This window comes from Methylobacterium sp. C25, from assembly GCF_021352225.1.
Lineage (GTDB): Bacteria > Pseudomonadota > Alphaproteobacteria > Rhizobiales > Beijerinckiaceae > Methylobacterium.
In genome coordinates, this window is sequence record NZ_JAAUVI010000002.1 from 80,513 (window position 1) to 101,498 (window position 20,986).

The window sequence follows — 20,986 nt, forward strand, 5'->3', positions numbered from 1 at the left end:
TGCCTGAGGTTCCGCCGCAGGGGCCGAGCGGAAGAGATCCAGAAGTCCCATCCGCTATCCTTCAGACCATAAGGACGCCGCGGTCCTCGTAAACGGAGCGGGTGTTCACCGGCTCAGGGTTCAGCGACATCGGCACAACGGCGTCGAACAGCGCCATCACGGGATCGATTTTGGCGTCGCCTGCGTTCTGTTTCGTTGCGCGGATGCCGGTCGCGCTCGGCTCTATTTTCAGGTTCGACACGGACCAGGCCATGAGGCCGAGGCCGGCATGCCGAAGAGTCCCGTTCGCCAACTTCCGCTCTGCGGTCTTGATGGCGTTCATCATCCAGAGGCCCTGGGGGACACCAACGACCTGCTTCTCGTCTTGCGTCACGCCGATTTCGGCCAGCGCCTCGATGAACTCGCCGAGACCGGCCGGATCGACGCCCACGGTTGCTAGCAAGCCCGCAGCCTTCACGCGCGCTACGATCTCGACGATGGCGCTGATGTCGCCGAGTTCGTCATTGACGATCGTCAACTCTCCGGCCGCCCTGAACTCCTGCAGCTTCGTCGCGATCGACTTGCGCCGCGTCAGCACGCCCTCGTGGCACCACGCGTGAGACCACGCGAGCCAGTCGCGGGTCACCTTTTCTCGCCCGAGCACGCAAAGCCCGAACAGATCGTCGAGACCGCCGCCGTCGATGCCGATGCAGACGACTTCAGAGCGCTCGAGCACCGCATCGAGAGTGATCGTTGGGTCGGCGCCGCGGGACCAGAACTCGGCGCCAGGCCAGCGGTTTGCCCGAAGGTTCATCCCGATTTCGACGTTGAGATGCTTTGCCAGGAAGGTCCGGCGAGTGTCCTCGCCCTTCGCCTCTTCCTTCCGAAGCTCATCCTCCAGCCACTCCCGGCTCACTGACCGGTCAATATTCGGGTTCGTGATGTAGAAGTTGTCCGGGTCGAGGTAGGCCTTTGCCTCGATCATCGCCTTCGGGAACTCGTAGAGCAGGCCGAAGCTCTTCGGGTCGACGATCTTCCCGTCCCGCACGTCGCGGAAGTAGTCGAGCTTTGCCTTGAACACCCCTGCCGGCGGCTCGTCGCTCTGGGTCGAGAGCGAGATGACGAAGCCCTCGGGCCGAGACACCAGACCGCCCGTCGCCTCCCTTAGCATTGCGTCCGCCTTCGGGCGCTTTCCGAAGATCCAGAGCTCGTCGATCAGGATGCGGCCGGCCTTCTTGCCAGAGACTGTGTCCGTGTCGGCCGCGACCACCTTCAGCGCCGCGCGGGTGCTGAGATGCGTGATGGTCTTGAGATGGTCCTGCAGGTGAAGGAATCCGCCCTCGCCCTGCGACGCATCAAGCTCGGGGTCGGCCCGAACCATTGCAGCCGCGGGCTTGTAGGCGTTCTGCGCCACCTCGATCGTGGGCGCGAGGATCAGCACTTCTTCTTCGTGGCGCCAGTTGATGATGAGCGCCGTGAGCATGATGCCGGCGCCGAGGGTCGATTTGGTGTTCTTCTTGCTGATCAGCAGGAAGAAGTCCCGGATCAGCTGCTGACCCGTCTCTTCGTCATTGGCGCCGAAGATGGCGGCAACGAAATCGAACACCCAAGGCTCGCTCACCTCGCCGAAGGTCGGCTTTCCCGGCAGATCCACGACCCGCAGGGACTTGAAGACCCGCAGTGCGTCCTCTGCCGCCGCCGGGAAGAGCGGCTTGAACGGGATGAGCGACCGTCCGGCGACGATCCGCTTTTCCCAGTCCGGACACGCCGTGGTCCATTCGGGCCGCATCAGGAGCTGTGAACCAGCCTCGGCCCGTTACGCTGGGCGAACTTGCCGCCACCCGACAGCGCCTGATCGGCCGCACTCTGGCGCTGCTTCTTCTTGCCGTCGGGCGCCGAGGCCTCCGCAAAGGTCTTGGCGGCCAGGGCGAGGTTCTTCAGCGTCCCGGCACGGCTCGGCAGGCTGACCGCCTTCAGCATGGCGTCGCGGCGGCGCGCATCGTTCTTCCCGGTGGTAGCGTCCTCAATCGCTGTTTCGATCTCGCCAATGTTGGCGGTGTCGGCCTCAAGCTCGTCGAGCATGCGAACAGCGAGCTTCTGGCCTCGGCCGATGATGGCTTCGGGGCTCGCATCGAACTCTGCCGGAGCCGGGCGAATCCGCTCGACGATGGGTTCGACAGCGTCGGAATTGGGCTGTGCGGCCTGCGGAGCTGCCTGCGGAGCACCCTCGCCCCGGGGCGGCCACTTCTTCTCTTTGGCGCGGAGGCGGATGGCCTTATCCGAGATGCCGTACCAGCGAGCTATCTCCCTGATGGACTGATCGGTTTTCGAATACTCGCGCTCGACCGCCGCCCAGTCGATAGGTTTTTTTGCCTTGGCCATCACCCGCTGATCCGCGCTACTCCGCACCCTTCGAAATCACCCACCAGGAAAAAATCTGCGAATGGGACCCATTGCGGTAGCGGAGGCCCTAGGCTGGGGACTTTCGACCCCCCCAAGGGGGTGTCTTGGCTGGCCACCAGGGCGCATGTCATAGGGAGGCATGACGACAGAAGTGCCGCACCCCTATTCCATCACCGTCGAACCGCTGACGAAGCCCCAAGGCCACTACGGTTGGACGCTTAGGAAGCACGGAAAGCTCACCGAACGCTCAGACCGGGCATTCCCCAGTGAGAGCAAAGCCTTTGAGAGCGCCATGAAGGCAATTGAGCGCGATCAGGGCGGCTTCGAAATCCGGTAGTCCTCAGATTCACCGACTGCATTAGGTGTGAGGCCTCTCCGTCATCCTCTCGGCCCGAGCCCGCGCCGTCTTCACCTGATGGTGCTTCGGGCAGAGCGCCTGTCCGTTCGCCGGGTCGAGCGCCGCACCGCCGTCCTTCCGCTCAACGATGTGGTCGGCGTACAGCCTGACGCCGCCGTTGCCTCCGCGAACGCCGCATCCGTGCCATTGGCACCGCCAGCCAGCACGTCGCTTCACCTCTAAAGCCCAGGCTTTGTGTTCAGCCGTCTGGAGCTGGGTGTCAGCGACCTTCGGCGCCGGTCGAGCCGTCCGCGTGTCCAGCGTCGATAGACGGGAAGCTAAGATGGAGATGCGGGGGATTGTACTGCTTTCACCTCATTCCAGAGAAACTTATGAGGCCAGGACTTTCGCCTTGCGCTCGCAGCGCTCTGCTACTTCCGCGCATTCTCGTGCTGCGCCATCGTATCCGCCACGACGCCACAGTCGCGCGGCGCGCCGCCAATGCGCGGCGCAGCGATGACAGGCTTCGAGGGCAGTCTCAGCTACCATCCCATACCAACGGCAGCCAGCGGGCTCGGTTGCGGCGACTGGATTTGAACCAACGACCTTCAGGGTATGAGCCTGACCGGCTGTCAAGCTAGCGCAGGAGAAGGAAGGCGCTGGCGCCTAGGACTGCAAAGCTCAGCCAGAACCAGAACCGCCAGGGGTTTCCCTCTTTTGGGCCTCCGTACCGATCCACTGGCTTCAGGATCGGGCGGCGCTCCTCATAGCCAACCCCGAAGACGAAACTCACGACAAGCAGCAGGCATCCAAGGGCGGCTGCGAGTTCGATAAGCGATGTAAGGGACATCCTTCCCGACTGGCGAAAGTGGCAAGCGTCGCATTAAGACGCTTGCCACGCTCTCGGTTCCCAAGCGCCTGACGAGCTACCGGGCTGCTCTACGCCGACATGAAGTTGGGGGGGGCAGCGGACACGAGCCGCCATTTTCGCCGCCTGAGACGCCTCAGGGGCAGGGCCACCAGCTCATCCTTCGACCCGCACGCGGGGAGTACAAGGGGCGTCGTCCTGCGTGCATACATCCCGCATTGCGGTTGTAAGTCAAGGGTTTCCGCGCGGAGGTAGCGTCTCACTTTGAATTTTGCGCCTCTGAGATTCTTTCCTGCAAAGCCTCAACCGTCAGCGGCGGATCGCTTGTGTGAACCATCCGATGGCAGTTGGAGCACAGAACCGTCACTTCCTCGACGGTCACGACTTTCGGCTGCGCTAAGCCCTTTGCAACAGGATTTAGGTGGTGGCATTCGATAAAACCGATGCCAATTTTTCCATAGAACTTCTCAAAATTAAACCCGCAAGCACGACATATAGTTTTGTATTTTTCTTTCGCCGCAGACACTAAGCCTTTATTGCGTGTAATGATTTGCACTTCTGACCATTTACGTCCACCTTCAGTATATTCACTACTTGATTCGTCTACATCAGAAACGCAAACAAAGCCAAGGCCTTCCAGAATAGTTCTCGAGTCTCTTGTGGTTTTCTCAGAAGGGGCAGCCGGGGGATTGCAGGACGCCGCATAAATTGCTTTTAAGTCATAAAAGTTGTTATCATACAATACATAATGACTTTTAGCGCCAACGCCGCGGGCGTACTTTTGCAAAAAAGCTTTTTTCTTAATAACCTTATATTCTTCGATGCGCTCGAGCACGGATTTTCTTGTTGGCGTCATAGAAAACTCAGTGCGCCTCTCGCTTCTTATAAGCTCCCCGCCTCCCCAGCTTCGGCGCTGCCGCCTCCGCAAGAGCTGCGATATCCTCCACGCTCTACAACCGATCCGACACGCCAACTGCCATAGCCGGGCTCATCCGATGCTTCTTGCGCAGCTTCACGAAGTTGTACCAGACCGTATAGAGCGCGACCATGTGCGCATGGTTCTTGAACTTTTATGCTTGGCGCCAAGCATTGCGGGCAGTTAGCTCACTGCACGCAGATTGCCACGTGGGGATCGCTCAGGCGTCTCAACGACGCCAGCGAGGTTCCAGATAAGTCCCTCTAGCTCGTCGAGCGGTAGCCTCAACGCCTTCGCGATATCAGTTTTAGTTGTTCGTTCTTGCCATAGCTGCAGCAGTATCTTCTTCCAAACAATGGAAGTCTCCCGTTCTATGCCGACAGGCTCTTCAGAGCGATATCTTCTTTTTGTTAGTTCAATACAAAGGTTTTTGTACTGCCACTCTGTGACAATGCCAAGATTGTGCAGCCTATAAGCCATTGCCATAGCCGAAACGCGCCAACGCATCTTTGCTTTAAGAACTATCTCTAACGATACAGGTCGCGGCATTCGCGCTTTGACGTCATTCTCTGGCATCAGGAATGCAGAAGCGAAAGCATCGGCTTCTCGCTCCGCCGCGCGAGACTCTTTTGGATCACCATGCTTATGCATAACAAGGTGCCCAAGCTCATGGGCAGTGTCGAATATACTGCTTTCAGCGGTTTTGAAGTTGTTCAGAAATACGAATGGCTTGTTATCTCGCCAAAACGAAAACGCATTAACTGATGCTGTATTTTCGGAGAGAGAGAAAACGCGGACACCCTGCGTCTCCAAGAGGCCAAGCATATTCCCGATTGGCCTCTCGCCGAGAGACCAATGCTGACGCAACAGCATAGCTGCAACGGATGGACTTGTTTCGTAGCTTAGATCGATAAGATTGGCTTTAGGCAGACCAAAACGCGCTTCAACCCAATCGTTTAGCTGTAAGCCCAGCGAGCCAGCCGAGATCGCCGCATCGCGTTCCCGCGCACTCATCTTTGAGAAGCTGCGGAAACTCACGGAGGCGGTATCAATCTCCTCGGGGTCTTGTTCGGTGAAAAACTCGACGGGGAATCGCGTCGCCTTAGCGAGCTTGGCAATAGTCAGCTCGTCGGGCTCGTTATTGCCCTTCTCCAGGCGCGAGATCGTATCGACGGCAAGCTCTGCCTTTTCGGCAAGAGCCTTTCCCGTCATCCGCCGCCTTTTTCGGGCGAGGCTGAGTCTTTTCGCATTGAACATGGCTCGGTTCGCTAGATGCGGATCACTTGGGGGTCAAAATCATCAGCTGCATCGTCGGCCTCAAGCAGCGCGGAGCCGTCGTCCTCATCGCCGAAGCAAAGATAGATGCGCTCGATGAAGGCGGAGAAGGTGCCGGACGAGACGACTGGCCGAGACAGCTCCGCCGCGCCTTTTTCATCGACCATCAGGTAGAAAGTCGCTTCGCCGTCCGACGGGGCTGCTGCGAAGGTTGGAAGCTCCCCGAACATGTTGCCGATACAGGTCCGCTCGGCTCCTGCGCCCTTGCCGGACCGGGGCTTCGGGGTCGCGCTATAGTCGCACGCTACATCGACGTTGCTGAAGACTACCCGAACCTTCTCGTCATCGTTCCAAATTGCTTCGACGCCGTTCGGCCGTTCGACGCGCCATCCTCTACCGACAAACTCGTTCCGAAGCGCCCACGTGCCGTGCTGGTAGGCGAATGTTCCGGCAGCGTTCGCGCAATGGTGAGGTGTCGCGTTTGCTGCCTCGCTTCTTGCAACCCTAACCGCCCGAAGAAGACCTTCGCGGGTCAAGGCTAATTGCAGGATCCGCGGCTCAACCTCCCACGGCTTGCGCAGCACCACTGTTTCGATGAGACCCATCTGCCAACTCCATGTCGATTTTCATTACCTACTTGTAGGTCGCAAAAATCGACATGGCAACTAAGGTTTGGCCTACCGCTTCGCTGTTGCCTTTTGAGCGATCTCCGGCCGCCGCCCGCGCCGCGCCGCCCTTCTTACCCATTGCGGATGCGGCTTCATCCTTCTTGGGCTTAGCCGGGCCGTAGTCTTCTTCGTCCTCGCCGGTCGCGGTCCGCATCACCTTTACGGCGCTGCCGATCGCATTAGCGGGATGGCGCTAGACCTCAGGTTCGGTGGCCATCAGCGTGCATTTGCTTTGATTGCTTGCATAGTTGCAAAGAATGCTCGTACGTCCTCAGGATCGAGCACCCTTTCGCCCACCTTTATCCAGGGCTGCTTCCCATGATTGACTGGATGAATGACAGTCATAGCATAGATGATAGCTTCACCTAACAACCAGAAAGCTTCTGGATTTGGAGAGGGCGGTGTCTGGATATTTTTTAGATCGAAATTTGTTCTAGCTGGCGTGATCCCCAAAGGGAGCCAAACCAAGATTGCCGCCTCCTCCAACGAAAGCGAAAGACGATTTCCGGATGCGGTGGTAAAATCAGGCACGTTCAACTCCCTAATTGACGCCAAGCATACGCCAACGGGACGGCTCGCGCGAGGGATCGGAACGGGATCGTGAGGCCCGACCGTTCGGGATCACATTTCAAACTAAGACACTATCCACGCGGATGTCACAGCCTCCGGATCTGCTTGAACTCAAGCTCGACGGGCGTCGCGCCACCGAAAATCGACACTGCCACCTTCAAGCGCGAGCGGACGTCGTCGACTTCTTCGACTGTGGCATTGAAGCTGGCGAACGGGCCGTCCACGACGCGAACCACCTCACCGATCTCGATGGGGTCCGACAGGTCGAGGATCGGCGCCGCGCCTATCACGCAGTTCGCAAAGTTCTGCATTTCCTTCGGTCGAACCAGCGCCACCACCAGTCCGACTAGACCTGCTGCGTCCTTTCCCTCGACGCGTTCGTAGCGATCGACATTCCACGGGAACTCGCGCGCCGGCACCTCGACCTTGTCGCCGACCTCGACCTTGTCGAAGCGTGTCTCCAACGCATCTTGATGCTGGGCATCGGTGAGACGGCCGTACCTCTGGCCGGGAACGCGCTCGCCGAGCCAAGGGAAAGCCTTCTGCAGCTTGGCGAGATGCTCTTCGTTATCGACGCCCACGAACACCGTGCGTGCGACGAGCGGCACCCTGAGCTTCTGCTGTCGTCCTGAGGCTAGGACGCGCGTTACCTCGTCTTGAGCTCTGAAGTGCGGGATACCTTCCTGGCGGAGCTTCTGGCACAGCTCGTTTGTCCGGCCGACTGAGGCGCCGGCCATCACCCAGCGCTTGTCGTCGACGAGGTCGTGCTCGGCCCGGCGCTCGGCGATGCGTGCCGCCTCGCGTTCTAGCTGCTCCCGGACATGGCGTTCGCGCGGGCTCTCCGTCCGCGCGCTCTTCTTGGCCGATCCAGCAGCACGCGCCGCATCCTGCTCGCGCCGGATTTCTCCGCGCCGCATGAACGCCTTGTGGTCAGCCTCGCGGTCTCGCTTGATCCTGAGCCTCTGTTTCCGGGTCAATCGGCTCATCGGCAGGGTCCGTTTGTCGGTGCTGCGACAGCGACCGCATCCTGTTGCGGTCGAGCGATGCGCTGGCTGGCGTCGAGGTAGGTGAGCGCGCGGCCGTCGGGACTGACGATGAAGGCCGGCCCGTTGAGCGCACTGGTGCCGGTGAAGTCGCTCAGAGCGCGCTCGACCTCGTCCCGGAGCAACTTGCGCCAGGTTTCGACGTCGACGCCGTAGGCCCGTTCCATCCAGCGCAGAAGCGCGTGATCGGTGATGGCGAGGGCTACCGTCATCGCCAGATCCCGGTGCGCTCGTTGCCCTTCAGCTTGGTCGGCGTGACGTTGACGCGCTCCTGCCTCGGCTGGAACACTCGGGCTCGGTGCGCTTCACACCAGGATCCGTGAGGATCGTTTCGGCTGGCCGTAGTCGCCTCACCGCAGAACAGGTGCGGGCTGTGATCCGTGAGGGCGTAGCGGCATTGGAAGAGGCCGAGCTCGTGGAGTGGAATGCCGGTCGCGGCTGGCTGCTGTGGTTCGATCGGCCGCGGGAAAAGCGCCACCACGCGGGGCTCCGGCGGCCGCGGCGGTGCCCGGCGCTCGACACCGGCACGTTCTCCGTTCTTCACGCCATGCGGCCGTCCTGTGCTCTGCTGGCGCTTGCCCTTCCCGCATAGCCCCATCCTGGCGATCTTGCCGGAGACGCAGCTTCGGGAGACGGGCCGATTCAGGATCTCGGTCAGATCATCGGCGATCGCGCCGGCACTCAGGCCATCCTGTGTCCAGAGCTTCACGAAGCGTGCCGTGATTGCCGGAGACCAGATGCCCTCGGGATTGTAGGGCTCGGAGACGATGTGATGGTCAGTGAGAGGCTTGCACTTGGCCATTAGGCTGCGTCCTCGGTTTCTTTCGTCTGGGGATTGGGCTCGGCTTCGGCCGCTCGCTCTGCCGCCTCTCGACGGGCGGTGCGCTCGGCGAGCTCCGCCATCGCCGCAGGGTTGCGGTGTGGCCGCTCGGGTTCGCGTGGTTGGGCTGAACGCATCCGCGAGCGCTCCGCCGTCTCCTTCACGAACTGCGCATGATGCTCGGCGATCTTGGCGTGGTCCGCCTCGGTCGGGCTTTCGTAGACCTCGGCGTCGAGCACGAGCTTGATGCGCCCGCGCTCGGCCAAGGTGTCGGCGATGGCGAGGCGACATTCGTGCGCGACCTGCGCTGGCATCGGCGCGTAGGTCCGATCACCAAGGTATCCGTGCATGAACCGTGAGCAGACGTTCTCGACGATGGGCTCGGGAAACGGCGTCAGCATCAGCACGTAGCCCTCGATCGCGTCGTCGCTAGCGCTGTTCGCGATGACAAGGTTGCCGCGCATCAGCTCGACAGCGCGGACGATGGCGGCGCGGCGCGACGGGCTCAGCCAGCGGTCGATGTCGTCCACACGGGCCAGCATCAGGGCTCGCTCGCCCTCAGTGGGCGCGAGGCGGGAAGCCAAGGCGCGGCGGCGCCAGTCGGAGCCGTCCTCCAGGCGGTTCGTGAACGTCCTGATGAGGGTGTCGGTCCTGGGGTCCGCTGGCGCCAAAGTGCCCTTCAGCGTCAGCTTCGCTAGGGTCCTGGTCATGCCTGTCCTCCATCAACTCGAGGTGAGCCTGTCGGGCGCGGTCGAAGGCGCGCTGCTGGGGCGATGAGGCGTGTCCGTTGGGCGAGGCACGGGCCGGCGGCAGCGGCGGCTCGGCCGGCTGGTCGGCCCAGCGCCCTTGGTTCAGCCACGTCGTGGGGTGGCACCAATCGCGGGTCGGAGGCTTGCTGGCCTTGTAGCGGGCGAGGCCGTCCACGATCTCGGCGAACGAGACGCGGTCGCTGCGGCGAACGATGTCGAAGGCCCTCCGGGCGGCATCCTTCCCGACCTTGTGGGGGTAGGCAGCCCAGAACTCGTCGAAAGCCCGCGGAGGAAATGCGGAGTCCGCACGCGGATCAGATAGAGGTTCTGCCTCTATCTGATCTCTATCTCTCCCTCTTACTCTTTCTCTGCTTGATTTCGCTCCAACTGGGGTTGGAGCAACCGCTACATCAGCGTCGTTTGTTTTCAGGGACTTGCGGCGATTGTCTTGGGCCTGTGTTCCACCGATGTGCCCTGCGTCTGCCTGTTGTGTGCGGCGCGTCTCCCTCGCGTCTAGCTCACGTGTCACCCGGGTGTTGGTCAGATGTCCGTCGCGTTCGACGACTTTTCCGGCCTCGACGAGGTCCACGAGGAGCTTGCGAGCTTTGTTCGGATGGCACCGCCAGATGCGAGCGAGCGTCGTTGCGGCGCTCGGGATGGCGGCCTTGCGGCGGTAGAGCTGATGGCAGAGGCGCAGATACGCGGCCTCCTGTTCGAGCGTCAGCTCGTCGGTGCCCTCGTCCCAGGCTTCGAAGTCCATCTTGTAGAATTCGCCTGGCATGGGCGCTTACTCCGCATTCGCGGAGGCGTCGCCGGGCGCGGGCGAGGACGCGACGAGCTTCGCTGCGCGATAGAACGTCGTGGTGCCCTCACGCTTTCGCTCAACGGTCAGGCTCTCGGCCTTGGCGAGCGTGCTGATTGCGCCTCGGATTGTGTGAGGCTGCCAGCCGAGGGCGGACTGCAGTCGGTCGGCACGCTGCCAGCCGGCGAGCAGCATCCCGCGCAGGATGGCGCGCTTCGTGTCGGTGGGTGAGGCCTTAATCTTGGGCTTGTTCGATCCGATGACGAAGCCACCCTCGCAGGCCACGACGGAATCGGGATCGAGCCCCTGTTTGCGCGCGTCACGGCGCGCGTTCGATCTCACGGTGTAGATCTTCGGCTTCATGCCGATTCTCCGAAGAGGAAGGATTGATCGGGGCAGAGCTGCTGGCGCTTGAAGCGGCCGGGCGCCTTAAGGGCAGCCTCGATGCGGCGGCAGGACAGGTCGAACCAGCGCGTGTCTTGCTCGATGCCGACGAAGCAGCGGCCTGTCTTCACGGCAGCGACGCCGGTGGTGCCGGAGCCCATGAACGGGTCGCAGATGAGTTGGTCTGGCTGGCTGTAGAGGCTCACTAGCTCGACCATCAGCGGCACTGGCTTCTCGGTCGGATGCTCGCCCTGGCGATCGGCGTTCACGAGGTGAGTGAACACGCCGCGCCGGCCGCCGCCGTTCCAGCTACGATGGCCGCGACCGCACCATGCCGTGACCATGCACTCAGCGCCGCGGGCCGCGCCCTGGCCGTTGAATCGCGGCGAGGCGTCCGGCTTCACCCAGAACAGCGTCGTGTCGTATTTCGCCTTGGCGGCCTGGAGAGCGTCGCGCCAGGCGCGGACGCCCTCTGCGAGGGTGAAGAGCAGGCACCAGCCGTCAGAGGCGGCGACGCAGGCGGCGGCAACAGCGTCGCGCGTTCCGTTGATGCCGACGAAGCCGAGGTCGCCGTACATGGCGCGGCCGTCCGAGCGGACGATGCGCCGCTCCTTGGCGCCCTCGTGCAGCTCGTCCTCGTACGGAGGATCGCTGAAGATGTGCGCGACGGAGCCGAGGGTCGGCAGGATGTCCAGGCAATCGCCCAGGTGAAGGGTAATGCCGTCGGCGATTTGTTCGGTGCGGAGGCTCAAGCCCGAGCCCTCCATGCAGCGGCCTCGGCGATAGTCGCCGCGATGATCTGCTCGGCCGTCAGAGAGATCCGGCCGTCTCCGGCGCATTCATTGCAGCCCGGTCGGATCTTCATCTGCCAATTGCGCGACCGAGGCTTTCCCTGTGGAAAGCAGCACGAGCACCAGCGGCCATTGCCGATGAGGAAGCGGTCAGGCATCGCCCTGCCCTTCCTTCTTGCCGACCTGCCGCCACGTCTGCTGCCAGGACAGGATCCGATAGACGTCGGCTTCAGTGACCGGCTTGCCGTGGTGGTTTCGGTAGCCTTGGGCCGCGAGGGTTTTCGCGATGTCGTAGCTGTCGCGCTTCTTCGCCCAGAGGTCGGCGACCTCTCGATGCAGGGCGCTCCCGTCGGATTGGAATGGCGTGCGGGCGGCGGCCATCATCGGCGCAGCCCCGCGATGACGGTCTCGACCTGACCGAGCGACGCACCGGTGGCGATCGCGATGAGCTTGGGCGCCATGCCGTCGCGATGGCGGAGCTCGATCTCGGCCGCGATCTGGTCCTCGACCGGGACGGCCATGAGGACCATGCGGATGTCTTTGGGTTCGGTGCCGGGGTGCGGGCGGACTTCTCTAACGAACCGCTCTGTGGCTGCCGCGATGATGCCGGCCTGGGCCGCCGCATCGAGGCATGGCGCCGTGCGGTTCTCAGGCTTCCCGGTGAAGGACGGCATGTAGATGTCGACGTCGCAGAGGCCTGCGATGCGACCGGGTGCCGGAATGGTCGAGCTGATCGCGAGCACGGCGCCCTGCAGCCAGACCTTATAAGCTTGGGTGCAGATCCGGGTGTCGCCGACGCGGAAGAACGAGGTCGTGGTCTTCGGCGGCAGCGCGAACCGGATCTCTACTTGTCGCACGATGGGGCGACGCATGTAGACGCCGCGCTGCTCCGGTCGCTTGTGGAGCGCCTCGGTGCGTTTGATGCGCTTCTGTGCTGTCGGGGAGAGCGCGGCCATGGCCTAGACCGCCATCCCGAGGGCTTGGCAGTAGAGCTCTAGGATTGCCTCCTGCTCCTGGCGTTCGCTGTGGTCCTGCTTCCTGATCTTGAGGATGGCGCGGACAGCCTTCACGTCGAACCCGCGCCCTTTCAGCTCCGAGAACACCTCGGAGATGTCCTGCTTGATGGCGTCAGCCTCTTCCGCGAGCCGCTCGATGCGCTCGATGAACTGCTTGAGTTCGTCGGCTGCGACGCCCTCGGCGGAGGAAACAGGGGCTTGTTGCCCGGGACGTCCCGTGCTCATGTGCGGTTCTCCAAAAGTATCGTGACTGCGACCGCTCGAGCTTCCGTCTCAGGGAAAAGCTCGGGCGGTTTGCTTTTTGTGGCTCAGGCGGCGACGGGCTGCTGGGCTTCGCCGGCCGTGCGGGTGCCGAGGCCGATTCCCTTGGCGAGCGCGGAGCGGGCCGCCGAATAGCTGGCGGCGACCATCGGATAGTCGGCCGGCAGTCCGAACTGCGCCCGGTAGCTCTCTGGGGTCATCCCGTTCGTCGAGAGGTGGCGCTTCAACGTCTTGTAGGAGGCGCCGTCGATGAAGGAGATGAGCGCGTCCGGAGTGATGGATTTCCGGATCTGGGCGGGGGTGGCCTTCTCGCTGAGCTCGGGGCGCGCGGTCTCCGGCGCCGATGGCTGGCCGAGGGTCGTCACCGTTCCGTGCACGCTCTTGATGAGCGACGGCAGAGCTTCGGCCGTCACCGCGTTGTTCGAGACGTAGGCAGAGACGATGTCGCCAACGATGCTGATGGTCGGATCGAAGCGGGCGCCGGTATCGGTCAGCGGCAGACGGTGGACGGTCGAGGACTCGGACATGGTCGGCACTCCAACAGGGTGACGGGATCCGCCCGTCGGCGGGGAGTTCAGGTGCTTGGGCTGACGACCGCCGGGAGATCGGCGGATCGCCGCGGCACACGCAGGTCTGAGGAGGTGTCATCCGCGCTCACCTCCGCCTCTCGGCAGGCGCGCAGGATCTGCTCGGCGTAGTGGCGGGCGCCGTAGACGGGGAGGAGGAGTTCGCCGTGCGGCGCAGTGATTGCGAGGCGGACGTTGCCGGTGTCGGCCGCGACCACGGCGACGCTGGAGTTGATGCGGACGGAGCCGCCGGACAGCTCGACCTTCATGCTGGAATCTCCGCAATGCGATCGAGCGCGACGGAGAGAGCGCCAGCAGGACCGCCGCCCGCGGTACGGGTCAGAGCAGCGCGAAGATCGTCGGACGGGCATCCGCTCTGAAGCGCGAGCGACGCAGCGATGGCGCTATCGCGAGCGAGGACGTCGGCCTGGGAGTCCAGCTTGCCGCCATTGAGGAAAACCTCCGCGAGGCGGCCGTCCGAGAAACGGGAGAAGCCGGCGGTGTAGTCGATGTTGTCGTGCTGAAACTCGATGGTGATCGAGGCGCGACGGGTGGGCAGGCGCTCGCGGTCGATCATGCGCGCGCCTCAAACCAGTCGCCGACCCGCGCGAAGAACTTCGGCACGCCGATCGAAGCTTCGGACAGGCGGTGAAAACGGTCTGCTGCCCAGGCGCAGGCGATGCGGCGATAGCCCGTCACGCGGCAGTCTCCTGATAGGCCTGCTCCAGGGCGTTGATCTCTGTGCGGATGCGCTCGCGACGAATTTCGCGGCAGGCGCGGTCAATCCAGGAAGCGGGATTGTCCATGGTCGCGCAGAGAAGTTCAGGGCCGTAGGCGCCCAACAGCTTCAGGAAGGCAGCAGAGTTCGGCGCTGAGCCGCGATCCATCCAGCGCGCAACCGTTGCGGCCGCTATACCTGTATCGGCAGCGACGTTCTCAGCGGTCTTCTGAGGATGAAGCCTGCGAAGAAAATCGATCGTTCGATCTGCAACAACTGTTCGCTCATCTCCCACAACTGTGGGTGCATTCACGCGCGACTGTTTCATGACCTTCCCCGATGCTGCGAGCATCGAAAGGCGGTCAGACAGACCCTCGGGAATGAAGGAGACGGCACTCATGTCAGGCGGACCCGATGGAAATGAGCGGGGACGCGATACGCAGAACGAGAGCGCGGCCGAGGCTTTGGCGAGCAGAGCGGACGCGCGGGAAAGAGATCGAGCCGAAGCTCAGAAGCGCCTGGCAGCACTGATCCGAGACGGCGTGATCTGGTTTGGAGAAGGAAAGGGCCGAGACCCGAAGGCCTCGGCAGTCAGGGGAGGAACACACGAGGTGTTCGCCCTTTCGGGCCTGGGAAGCGCCGGAGCGGCGCGAATGGATGCTGGCACTCATGGCGCACACCACAGGATGGTGAGCACCGCGATGGGTGCGGCGACGATGAAGGACCACAGGGCGCCTTCGACCAGTGCGAGAGTTTGGCTCGATGCTGTCATCGGCCGATCTCCCGCGTCAGAGTGATCAGCTCACCGCGTTGGGCTTTTTCGTTCGCGACGATGACGGTTAAGACGACAGCGGCGACCCAGATGGTGATGCCCACTGTGATGGCGCCGCGGGTGATGGAATGAGGTTCCGACGCACGCATCAGGCGACTTCCCGCGTCGTCTGAGGTGACTTTGCTCGCACCTCCGCTTCGATGAGGAACAAGGCGCCCCTAGCCATCTCGGGACGCGCTACTCTCGAGCCGAAGATCGAATCGATAGGGCGAGAAATGAACGATACCGACAGCGCGCGCCTCGACGCGATCGAGACACTGCTAGGCCTGATGCTGAGGCGTGGCCCAAAGGAAGATGCCGTCGCAATCATCGACGACCTCCGCACGACGATCGCTGGAGCAAAACGGAACCGTCAGCTTCGTAAGCAAGCAGTCCCGGCGCTTGAGCACCTTGAGCACGTCCTGGCCGAGTGGGCAGATGCGCCGCGCTCTTGAAGCGGTGGAGATCGGAAATGGTGCTCATGCCGAAGCCCTTGCGGGTTCGGTGGGGGTGGAGCGCTTGGATGCAGCTCGAGCTGCGATACGGGCGACGACCCGAGCCCACTCGCCTTGGTCGGGCTTCGCGACCTGCTCCGGCCAATCCAGTCCTTCCGCCGGCCAGTGGGCAGAGAAGTACGCGAGGACCTCGTCGTACTTGCGGGCCGTGAAGCTCTTTGTTGGATCGCGAAGATTGTCGAAAAATCGACCGTCCCAGGCGGAAAGACGCCCGAGAGTGGAAAGCTTGAGCCCCTTCGCCGCGGCATACGCCTCGGCGATCAAGAGCAGATGGTTGGCGAGCTCGCGTTCCATGATGTGCGAGAATGTAGGACGAAACCCACTAAGTCAATGGGTTATAATCAACTCGCTTTCGGGCGGCCCCTGTTGGAAACAACCAACATGGCTAACCTCTTGAAAGAGCGAGTGCTTGCCCGCCTCGCTGCCTTAGAGCTCGGTCCCGTGGAAGCGGCGACGAAGGGTGGGCTTGAGCGCACGTTTATCCGCGACATAACCCACAAGGATAAGCAGACGGTCACCGTCCGCATGATGCCGAGACTTGCCGCCGCCCTGGCAACTACGTCAGCCTATCTCAGTGGCGAGATCGACGATCCGGCCATACCTTCCGAGGCTGCGCTGGAAGCGCGCCCCAGCCACGGAGAGATGATTACGGTGCCGAAGGTTGGGCGAGTGGAGGCAGGTGAGTTCAGAGAGGTGCTTGAGTTCGACGACTCCGAGCGCGAATTCCTTTTGGAGCACGTCGATGAAGAGTTCCCGCGCGCGCGGATGGTCGCCTTTGAGGTCGTAGGCGACTCAATGAACCGCGCCGAACCGGCCATCGCGCCCGGCTCGGTCGTGATCTGTGTGGACTTCGACGATACGGGATTGCCGCTGATGGACGGCATGATCGTCGTACTGGAGCGAACTCGGAACGGCGGCCTCACCCGAGAGTGGTCGGTAAAGGAGGTGGTGACCTTCAACGACCGAAACGAGTTCCAGCCGCGCTCTTCATCTGCGAAGCACGAAACGATCGTCGTTCGCGACAAGCCGGATGCGGACAACGGTGTAGAGGTGAAGGTTCTCGGCCTGGTGCGCCGGATATCCACACCCGTCCCGCGTTTTAAGCAACTGAAGCGCTGACGCTTTTCTCCTTCAACGCACAAGACCCTACCGTCGCGCGAGAAAGGATTCGACTCAGCGCTCCGAAAGAACAAATGTGGAACAAACCCACGAACGGAGACGCCCGTGTCATTCCAGGTTTCGACGATCCGCGCAGCCTTCACTCTGCGCTTGCGATGCCATCACTGCCTGAAGATCACCTGCCGCGAGTTGATTTCGCCAGACGTTGAGGACGCGCCGTCCGACATTGACGAGTTGCTGGGCAGCGCTTGGCTGAGCCGTCAGACTTTCGCCTGCGGAGAGTGCGAGAATCCCATCGCCACGTTGGTCAGCATCCAGAAAGACGAGCCTCCGTTGGTCATACAGTAGGATTAGGCCAACTTTCTAATTGACAGTAGGGTATAGCCCACTCTAGGCTTCCTCATCGCCCTTGGTGATGGAGCCTCCCCGTGCAATTCACGGCCGACCAATCGATCTGTCTCTGCCTCTGCGCCGGCGTGATGCTGGTCTCCTGGGTTTGGGGCGTCTTTCACCATCGCTACGGCCGGGGCTGAGCGATGGGTGCCGCAAACGTGGTCGCCTTCCCGACGGGCGACATCAGCTTCCATCCGTTGGCCGATCTGTTTCCTCTGATCGAGGGTCAGCAGTTCGAGGATCTGGTCGGGTCGATCCGCGAGAACGGCCAGCTCGATGCGATCATCCTGCTGGACGGGACGATCCTCGACGGTCGCAACCGGTTTCGTGCCTGCAAGGCGGCGGGCGTTCAGCCGCGCTTCGAAGTGTTCTCGGGAGAGAACCCGGCGAAGTTTGTCGCCGCCAAGAATGTTCACCGTCGCAATCTGACGACGAACGAGCGCGCTTTGATTGCGGCCAAGATGGCCGGCCTGGCGAATGGTTCAAACCAGCACGCCAAGCGCGAGAAGTCAGAGGGTGACGTTGAAACGTCACCCTGCGTTTCCCTCAGCCAGGCGGCTGAGCTGATGGGCGTCGCTCGCGACACGGTCGTGAGCGCCAAGACGATCATCGATCACGGCTCCGAGATCGATATCGCGTCTGCTCGAAAGGGGGCGGGTCTCCGGCCAATGGCCGACAAGATCCGAGCATCTTTCACGCCCGAGCAGCGGGCTGCGCGCGAGCGTGAGCAGGCGGAACGAAACGCCAGCAGCAATCGCGCAAATCCCGACCGCATCCGCACCCAGCAGATGCATGCAGAAGTCTGGGAACAGCTCAGGATCGCGATGGAAGCGCTAACCGCGCTGCCCTTGCCCTCCGATGTCGTCGGCATCGTGAAAGGCAATGCCGCCCGTCGACGGGCCACGGAAAACAAGTGTGCCGCCGCTGCGAAGTGGCTGTCCGATTTCGCTCAGCAGTGGGAGGCGCGCGATGGCCAGCGCTAAGGTTTCGAAGCAGCACGACATGGCATTCGACGGCGTGCGCGTCATGCTCACGCCCGAGCGGGCAACCGAACTTCTGGAGCACAATCAGCTCAACCGTCCGGTCAAAGATCAGCACGTCAAGCGCATCGCCAGCCAGATCGTCAGCGGCAAGTGGCGCTTTAACGGCGACACCATCAAGATCTCCGACGACGGGGGAATCCTCGACGGTCAGCACCGCCTCTGGGCCATCATCGAGGCCAAAGTCGCTGTTGAGACGATCATCATTCGCGGCATCGCCCGCGAGGCCTTCGCGACCATCGACACCGTACGGGCGCCGCGGTCTGGCGGAGACACACTTTCGCTGCTCGGCGTCAGCCGTCACCGGAACATCGTTTCTGGCGCCCTGTGCTGGTATCTGCGCCACCGCCGCGGCGTCCTGGAGAGCTACCGGGCACCTCAGAACCGGGTCGAGAACTCCGATATCGAAGCGGCGTTCGAACAAAACCGCAACATCGCGAAGGCGGTCGACAAGGCGATGCGGATTCGCCGTCTCGCCAACCCGTCGGTGATCGGCTTCGTCTACTACGTCGCTTCGACCCGTAACCCGGCCCTGGCCGAGCGCATGATGGCCGTGCTGGAGAACCCGGCCGGCGTGTCCGTCACGGACGCATTCTTCATGTTGCGCTCGCACTTCGCCTCAGGCTTCGACCCAAAGAAGCGCGACCCGGTCCAGTCTATCGCTCTGGCCTTCAAGGCACTGAACGCCGCGCATAACGACCTCGAGCTGAAGCACCTCAAGTGGCAGTCGCAGGGTCAGGTTGCGGAGGAGTTCCCGCGTCTCAACATCATGGCCGACAAAGCGGAGGCCGCATGATGTTCGAGCGCCCCCTCACCGTTACCGAGCTCGTCAGCGCCCGCGTTCGCGGCGAGAGCCGCAAGGCCAGCCGTGGCCGCGTTGCCCGACAGAATGACGTAGCCAAGCGCGAGCGTCTCACCGGAACGCAGGCCTGCTTCATACCGATCGCCGAGCGGGACGTACTTGCTAGTCGCCTCCGGGCGCTCGTGGCGCAGTCGCGGCTCGACCTGAACGCGGAACGCGCGCTTCGGCTCATTGTCGATGCCGAGCCATCCTATCGCCTGCCGGGGTGCGCAGCGCTCCGCCTCACACACCGGGACGCGGTGCTGCTGGGCAACGTCCTGCGTCGCCTGGGTGGCGAGCTGCCGGGGCTTGCCCGCATCGACGCAATCGCCTGCCGTGACGAGCGGAGGGCTTCGTGATGGGGTTCTCCCTCCAGAAGTCCCCTGATGGCTGGGTCGCGCTTCTCCACGGTGATCAGGCCGCGGAGATCGTCCACGCGCCGCACTTCCGCGCCTGGACCATCGAAGCCGATCGTGTGCGCTACCCGGCGCCGGCGGACCTGCCGGGCGTGTTCCGTGGCTGCCACTCCCATGAGGTGAAGGCGCTCGGTGACGTGTTCCGGTTCTTCGGTGTCCCGCTGCCGGGCGTCGCCGAGGCCGAGGTCTCCCTCATCCAGTTCGCGCATCGTCGCGGCATGCAGCTTCTCAGCGAGGAGGCAGCGTGATGGGCGCTCAACACACTTCAGGCCCATGGCAGGTCGAGACAAGGGGCAACGGCGGCGTCGTGGTTCGCGCGGCCGAGCAGCGGCCCGTCGCCGAGATTTGGTACAATGGCGATGACCCTGTTGCGAACGGTCATCTTGTTGCAGCCGCTCCCGACATGCTGGCAGCGGCCCAGGCCTTCGTCGCACCGTACGCCGATTTTGATGAAGGGAAGTTGCTTCAGGCCATGCGCCTGACGCCCGGCGATGTGCTGCGGTTCGGCGAAGTTGTGCTGACCCCGCACGTGGCTGCCTCAATCACCGTGGCGCGCGCAGCCATCGCGAAAGCGGAGGGCTGCTGACATGCGAACCCACGTCTTCAAGACATCCTTCTCCCTCGCGTTCGGCGAAGGCGCGTCGAGCTCGCTGTCGGTTCTCCTGAGCTACCGGATTCGCTTCGGTGACGAGGTCGAGATCCTGACGGCTCGGGTTCTCAGCGAAGAGGCGCCGAACTGGCTTCTGCGCCGGATCGAGAATGACCGGGCGCTGATGCGCGCGCTCCTGGCGCACACAGCCGAGGACGTGAAGTTCGAGCGTCGGCGCGCCGAGCCCCTCGAGATCCGGAGGGCGGCATGAACGGCACCGCTCTCGCCCTTGCCAGCTTCGTCTTCGTCGGCCTCTCGGTCTGCGCGATGATCGCCGTTCCCCTGCTCATTCGTTCGAACGACCAGCGCGAACGCCGCCGCGGAGGCTGGCATGGCTAAGGCTGCCGTCTACCTCCCGAAGCCTGTCGAATTCGGCCGCGGTCAGAACGACAGCGTCTGGATCCAATTTGAGACCGCTGCTGGTCAGCGCTGCTCACTCACATGGCCTGGAGACATCAAGGAGGCTGCGAGCTTTGCTCAGGCGGTCAACGCGATTCCTGGGCTTGTCGACGCCCTGAAGGCCATCCGCGCTGACGTCCGCGACCCTGACACGGACACGGCTATCTCCGGCGCATCCGGCGAGAAGCTCGACGATGCTCTGGCCGCCATGAGGGTTCGCCCATGAGCCGGACGAACTTCTCCAAAGCGACCAAGCGCGCCGCGCTCGACCGGGCGAACTGCCGCTGCGAAGGCATCCTCGAGACAGGCATCCGCTGCGATGCCCCGATCGGCCGCGGGCGCCCCGTCGAGTTCGACCACGTCCTTCAGGACTGGATGGGCGGCGATGCGACCCTCGAGAACTGCGAGGCGCTCTGCCCGCCCTGCCACAAGGTCAAGACGGCTGCTGATGCCGCCCGCCGGGCGAAGGCCAAGCGCCAGTTCGACCACCACAACGGGATCAAGGATCCGCACCGGCAGAAGCTGCAGGGACGCAGCTTCCGGCCGGCGCCGGCGCAGCGCAGCGCGTCTCGGCCCATCGCAAAATTCGCCGGCACGATCATGGAGCGCCGATCGTGAGCTATCAGCCCGACACGGC

At 62.9% G+C, this 20,986-nt stretch carries 37 protein-coding genes and 2 pseudogenes; 13 read left to right on the plus strand and 26 right to left on the minus strand.

Annotated elements, in window-relative coordinates:
- Positions 1-61: 61 nt before the first annotated feature.
- Both HCU64_RS06570 and HCU64_RS06575 read right to left on the minus strand, forming a co-directional pair.
- A complete protein-coding gene (locus HCU64_RS06570; RefSeq protein ID WP_233383041.1) occupies positions 62-1,768 on the minus strand; it encodes a terminase large subunit in 1,707 nt (568 codons plus the stop codon).
- Complete coding sequence (locus tag HCU64_RS06575; protein ID WP_233383042.1) at positions 1,768-2,361, minus strand: hypothetical protein; 594 nt, start codon at positions 2,359-2,361, stop codon at positions 1,768-1,770. Before HCU64_RS06575 ends, HCU64_RS06570 begins: the two co-directional genes overlap by 1 nt.
- 160 nt (positions 2,362-2,521) lie before the next feature.
- Between HCU64_RS06575 and HCU64_RS06580 the strand changes: the two genes are divergently transcribed.
- Complete coding sequence (locus tag HCU64_RS06580) at positions 2,522-2,719, plus strand: hypothetical protein (RefSeq protein ID WP_233383043.1); 198 nt, start codon at positions 2,522-2,524, stop codon at positions 2,717-2,719.
- Between the two features lie 21 nt (positions 2,720-2,740).
- Here the strand turns inward: HCU64_RS06580 and HCU64_RS06585 are convergent, their stop codons facing one another.
- From HCU64_RS06585 to HCU64_RS06685, 23 genes and pseudogenes are all read right to left on the minus strand, one after another.
- On the minus strand, positions 2,741-2,956 hold the full coding sequence (locus HCU64_RS06585; protein ID WP_233383044.1) for an HNH endonuclease: 216 nt from the start codon (positions 2,954-2,956) through the stop codon (positions 2,741-2,743).
- 890 nt (positions 2,957-3,846) lie between these two features.
- Positions 3,847-4,422 carry an HNH endonuclease gene (locus tag HCU64_RS06590; RefSeq protein WP_233383045.1) on the minus strand — a complete coding sequence of 192 codons (576 nt, stop codon included), beginning with the start codon at positions 4,420-4,422 and terminating at the stop codon, positions 3,847-3,849.
- 28 nt (positions 4,423-4,450) lie between these two features.
- A pseudogene (locus HCU64_RS25585) lies at positions 4,451-4,657 on the minus strand (IS1 family transposase); the annotation flags it as partial.
- A gap of 29 nt (positions 4,658-4,686) precedes the next feature.
- On the minus strand, positions 4,687-5,760 hold the full coding sequence (locus HCU64_RS06595; protein WP_233383046.1) for a helix-turn-helix domain-containing protein: 1,074 nt from the start codon (positions 5,758-5,760) through the stop codon (positions 4,687-4,689).
- A gap of 11 nt (positions 5,761-5,771) precedes the next feature.
- A complete protein-coding gene (locus HCU64_RS06600; protein ID WP_233383047.1) occupies positions 5,772-6,383 on the minus strand; it encodes a hypothetical protein in 612 nt (203 codons plus the stop codon).
- Positions 6,384-6,411: 28 nt separating this feature from the next.
- Positions 6,412-6,600 carry a hypothetical protein gene (locus tag HCU64_RS06605; RefSeq protein WP_233383048.1) on the minus strand — a complete coding sequence of 63 codons (189 nt, stop codon included), beginning with the start codon at positions 6,598-6,600 and terminating at the stop codon, positions 6,412-6,414.
- Between the two features lie 62 nt (positions 6,601-6,662).
- Positions 6,663-6,977 carry a hypothetical protein gene (locus tag HCU64_RS06610; protein ID WP_233383049.1) on the minus strand — a complete coding sequence of 105 codons (315 nt, stop codon included), beginning with the start codon at positions 6,975-6,977 and terminating at the stop codon, positions 6,663-6,665.
- Between the two features lie 125 nt (positions 6,978-7,102).
- Positions 7,103-7,264: pseudogene (locus tag HCU64_RS06615) on the minus strand (KOW motif-containing protein); the annotation flags it as partial.
- A 734-nt stretch (positions 7,265-7,998) separates the two neighbouring features.
- Positions 7,999-8,271 carry a hypothetical protein gene (locus HCU64_RS06620; protein WP_233383050.1) on the minus strand — a complete coding sequence of 91 codons (273 nt, stop codon included), beginning with the start codon at positions 8,269-8,271 and terminating at the stop codon, positions 7,999-8,001.
- Complete coding sequence (locus HCU64_RS06625) at positions 8,268-8,861, minus strand: GcrA family cell cycle regulator (protein WP_233383051.1); 594 nt, start codon at positions 8,859-8,861, stop codon at positions 8,268-8,270. The genes HCU64_RS06620 and HCU64_RS06625 overlap by 4 nt, the downstream gene beginning before the upstream one ends.
- A complete protein-coding gene (locus HCU64_RS06630; RefSeq protein WP_233383052.1) occupies positions 8,861-9,421 on the minus strand; it encodes a hypothetical protein in 561 nt (186 codons plus the stop codon). Before HCU64_RS06630 ends, HCU64_RS06625 begins: the two co-directional genes overlap by 1 nt.
- Before the next feature lie 16 nt (positions 9,422-9,437).
- Entirely contained in the window at positions 9,438-10,409 is a 972-nt protein-coding gene (locus HCU64_RS06635; protein WP_233383053.1) for a DUF1376 domain-containing protein, read from the minus strand.
- 6 nt (positions 10,410-10,415) lie between these two features.
- Complete coding sequence (locus tag HCU64_RS06640; RefSeq protein ID WP_233383054.1) at positions 10,416-10,793, minus strand: DUF3489 domain-containing protein; 378 nt, start codon at positions 10,791-10,793, stop codon at positions 10,416-10,418.
- On the minus strand, positions 10,790-11,566 hold the full coding sequence (locus HCU64_RS06645) for a DNA-methyltransferase (protein WP_233383055.1): 777 nt from the start codon (positions 11,564-11,566) through the stop codon (positions 10,790-10,792). Before HCU64_RS06645 ends, HCU64_RS06640 begins: the two co-directional genes overlap by 4 nt.
- A gap of 189 nt (positions 11,567-11,755) precedes the next feature.
- Positions 11,756-11,989, minus strand: a complete 234-nt coding sequence (locus HCU64_RS06650; RefSeq protein ID WP_233383056.1) for a hypothetical protein — start codon at positions 11,987-11,989, stop codon at positions 11,756-11,758.
- A complete protein-coding gene (locus HCU64_RS06655; RefSeq protein ID WP_233383057.1) occupies positions 11,986-12,561 on the minus strand; it encodes a hypothetical protein in 576 nt (191 codons plus the stop codon). The genes HCU64_RS06650 and HCU64_RS06655 overlap by 4 nt, the downstream gene beginning before the upstream one ends.
- A gap of 3 nt (positions 12,562-12,564) precedes the next feature.
- Positions 12,565-12,846 carry a DUF2312 domain-containing protein gene (locus HCU64_RS06660; RefSeq protein WP_233383058.1) on the minus strand — a complete coding sequence of 94 codons (282 nt, stop codon included), beginning with the start codon at positions 12,844-12,846 and terminating at the stop codon, positions 12,565-12,567.
- Between the two features lie 83 nt (positions 12,847-12,929).
- Positions 12,930-13,409: a MucR family transcriptional regulator gene (locus tag HCU64_RS06665; protein ID WP_233383059.1), complete on the minus strand. Its 480-nt coding sequence runs from the start codon at positions 13,407-13,409 to the stop codon at positions 12,930-12,932.
- Between the two features lie 47 nt (positions 13,410-13,456).
- Complete coding sequence (locus tag HCU64_RS06670; protein WP_233383060.1) at positions 13,457-13,717, minus strand: hypothetical protein; 261 nt, start codon at positions 13,715-13,717, stop codon at positions 13,457-13,459.
- Positions 13,714-14,025, minus strand: coding sequence for a TSCPD domain-containing protein (locus tag HCU64_RS06675; RefSeq protein WP_233383061.1), 312 nt, complete (start codon positions 14,023-14,025; stop codon positions 13,714-13,716). The genes HCU64_RS06670 and HCU64_RS06675 overlap by 4 nt, the downstream gene beginning before the upstream one ends.
- Positions 14,022-14,147 (minus strand): hypothetical protein, encoded by a 126-nt coding sequence (locus HCU64_RS25225; protein WP_267922216.1) that lies wholly within the window; start codon positions 14,145-14,147, stop codon positions 14,022-14,024. Before HCU64_RS25225 ends, HCU64_RS06675 begins: the two co-directional genes overlap by 4 nt.
- The gene (locus HCU64_RS06680) at positions 14,144-14,566 is read right to left on the minus strand and encodes a hypothetical protein (RefSeq protein ID WP_233383062.1); all 423 of its coding nucleotides are present in this window, start codon (positions 14,564-14,566) and stop codon (positions 14,144-14,146) included. Before HCU64_RS06680 ends, HCU64_RS25225 begins: the two co-directional genes overlap by 4 nt.
- A gap of 368 nt (positions 14,567-14,934) precedes the next feature.
- On the minus strand, positions 14,935-15,087 hold the full coding sequence (locus HCU64_RS06685) for a hypothetical protein (RefSeq protein ID WP_233383063.1): 153 nt from the start codon (positions 15,085-15,087) through the stop codon (positions 14,935-14,937).
- A 126-nt stretch (positions 15,088-15,213) separates the two neighbouring features.
- Between HCU64_RS06685 and HCU64_RS06690 the strand changes: the two genes are divergently transcribed.
- A complete protein-coding gene (locus HCU64_RS06690) occupies positions 15,214-15,432 on the plus strand; it encodes a hypothetical protein (protein ID WP_233383064.1) in 219 nt (72 codons plus the stop codon).
- 24 nt (positions 15,433-15,456) lie between these two features.
- Here the strand turns inward: HCU64_RS06690 and HCU64_RS06695 are convergent, their stop codons facing one another.
- A complete protein-coding gene (locus HCU64_RS06695) occupies positions 15,457-15,786 on the minus strand; it encodes a hypothetical protein (RefSeq protein WP_233383065.1) in 330 nt (109 codons plus the stop codon).
- A gap of 87 nt (positions 15,787-15,873) precedes the next feature.
- Here HCU64_RS06695 and HCU64_RS06700 point away from each other — a divergent pair, with 87 nt between their 5' ends.
- The 11 genes from HCU64_RS06700 to HCU64_RS06745 all read left to right on the plus strand — a co-directional run bounded on the left by HCU64_RS06700 (position 15,874) and on the right by HCU64_RS06745 (position 20,967).
- Entirely contained in the window at positions 15,874-16,611 is a 738-nt protein-coding gene (locus HCU64_RS06700) for a LexA family protein (RefSeq protein WP_233383066.1), read from the plus strand.
- Between the two features lie 105 nt (positions 16,612-16,716).
- On the plus strand, positions 16,717-16,959 hold the full coding sequence (locus HCU64_RS06705) for a hypothetical protein (RefSeq protein WP_233383067.1): 243 nt from the start codon (positions 16,717-16,719) through the stop codon (positions 16,957-16,959).
- 203 nt (positions 16,960-17,162) lie between these two features.
- The gene (locus tag HCU64_RS06710; protein WP_233383068.1) at positions 17,163-17,987 is read left to right on the plus strand and encodes a ParB N-terminal domain-containing protein; all 825 of its coding nucleotides are present in this window, start codon (positions 17,163-17,165) and stop codon (positions 17,985-17,987) included.
- Positions 17,887-18,840: a hypothetical protein gene (locus HCU64_RS06715; protein ID WP_233383069.1), complete on the plus strand. Its 954-nt coding sequence runs from the start codon at positions 17,887-17,889 to the stop codon at positions 18,838-18,840. The genes HCU64_RS06710 and HCU64_RS06715 overlap by 101 nt, the downstream gene beginning before the upstream one ends.
- Positions 18,837-19,244, plus strand: a complete 408-nt coding sequence (locus HCU64_RS06720) for a hypothetical protein (RefSeq protein WP_233383070.1) — start codon at positions 18,837-18,839, stop codon at positions 19,242-19,244. Before HCU64_RS06715 ends, HCU64_RS06720 begins: the two co-directional genes overlap by 4 nt.
- Entirely contained in the window at positions 19,241-19,549 is a 309-nt protein-coding gene (locus tag HCU64_RS06725; protein WP_233383071.1) for a hypothetical protein, read from the plus strand. Before HCU64_RS06720 ends, HCU64_RS06725 begins: the two co-directional genes overlap by 4 nt.
- The gene (locus HCU64_RS06730) at positions 19,549-19,887 is read left to right on the plus strand and encodes a hypothetical protein (protein ID WP_233383072.1); all 339 of its coding nucleotides are present in this window, start codon (positions 19,549-19,551) and stop codon (positions 19,885-19,887) included. The genes HCU64_RS06725 and HCU64_RS06730 overlap by 1 nt, the downstream gene beginning before the upstream one ends.
- A gap of 1 nt (position 19,888) precedes the next feature.
- The gene (locus tag HCU64_RS06735) at positions 19,889-20,161 is read left to right on the plus strand and encodes a hypothetical protein (protein ID WP_233383073.1); all 273 of its coding nucleotides are present in this window, start codon (positions 19,889-19,891) and stop codon (positions 20,159-20,161) included.
- The gene (locus HCU64_RS25230) at positions 20,158-20,289 is read left to right on the plus strand and encodes a hypothetical protein (RefSeq protein WP_267922217.1); all 132 of its coding nucleotides are present in this window, start codon (positions 20,158-20,160) and stop codon (positions 20,287-20,289) included. Before HCU64_RS06735 ends, HCU64_RS25230 begins: the two co-directional genes overlap by 4 nt.
- Entirely contained in the window at positions 20,282-20,575 is a 294-nt protein-coding gene (locus HCU64_RS06740) for a hypothetical protein (RefSeq protein ID WP_233383074.1), read from the plus strand. Before HCU64_RS25230 ends, HCU64_RS06740 begins: the two co-directional genes overlap by 8 nt.
- Positions 20,572-20,967, plus strand: coding sequence for an HNH endonuclease (locus HCU64_RS06745; RefSeq protein ID WP_233383075.1), 396 nt, complete (start codon positions 20,572-20,574; stop codon positions 20,965-20,967). Before HCU64_RS06740 ends, HCU64_RS06745 begins: the two co-directional genes overlap by 4 nt.
- The last annotated feature ends 19 nt before the right edge of the window (positions 20,968-20,986 follow it).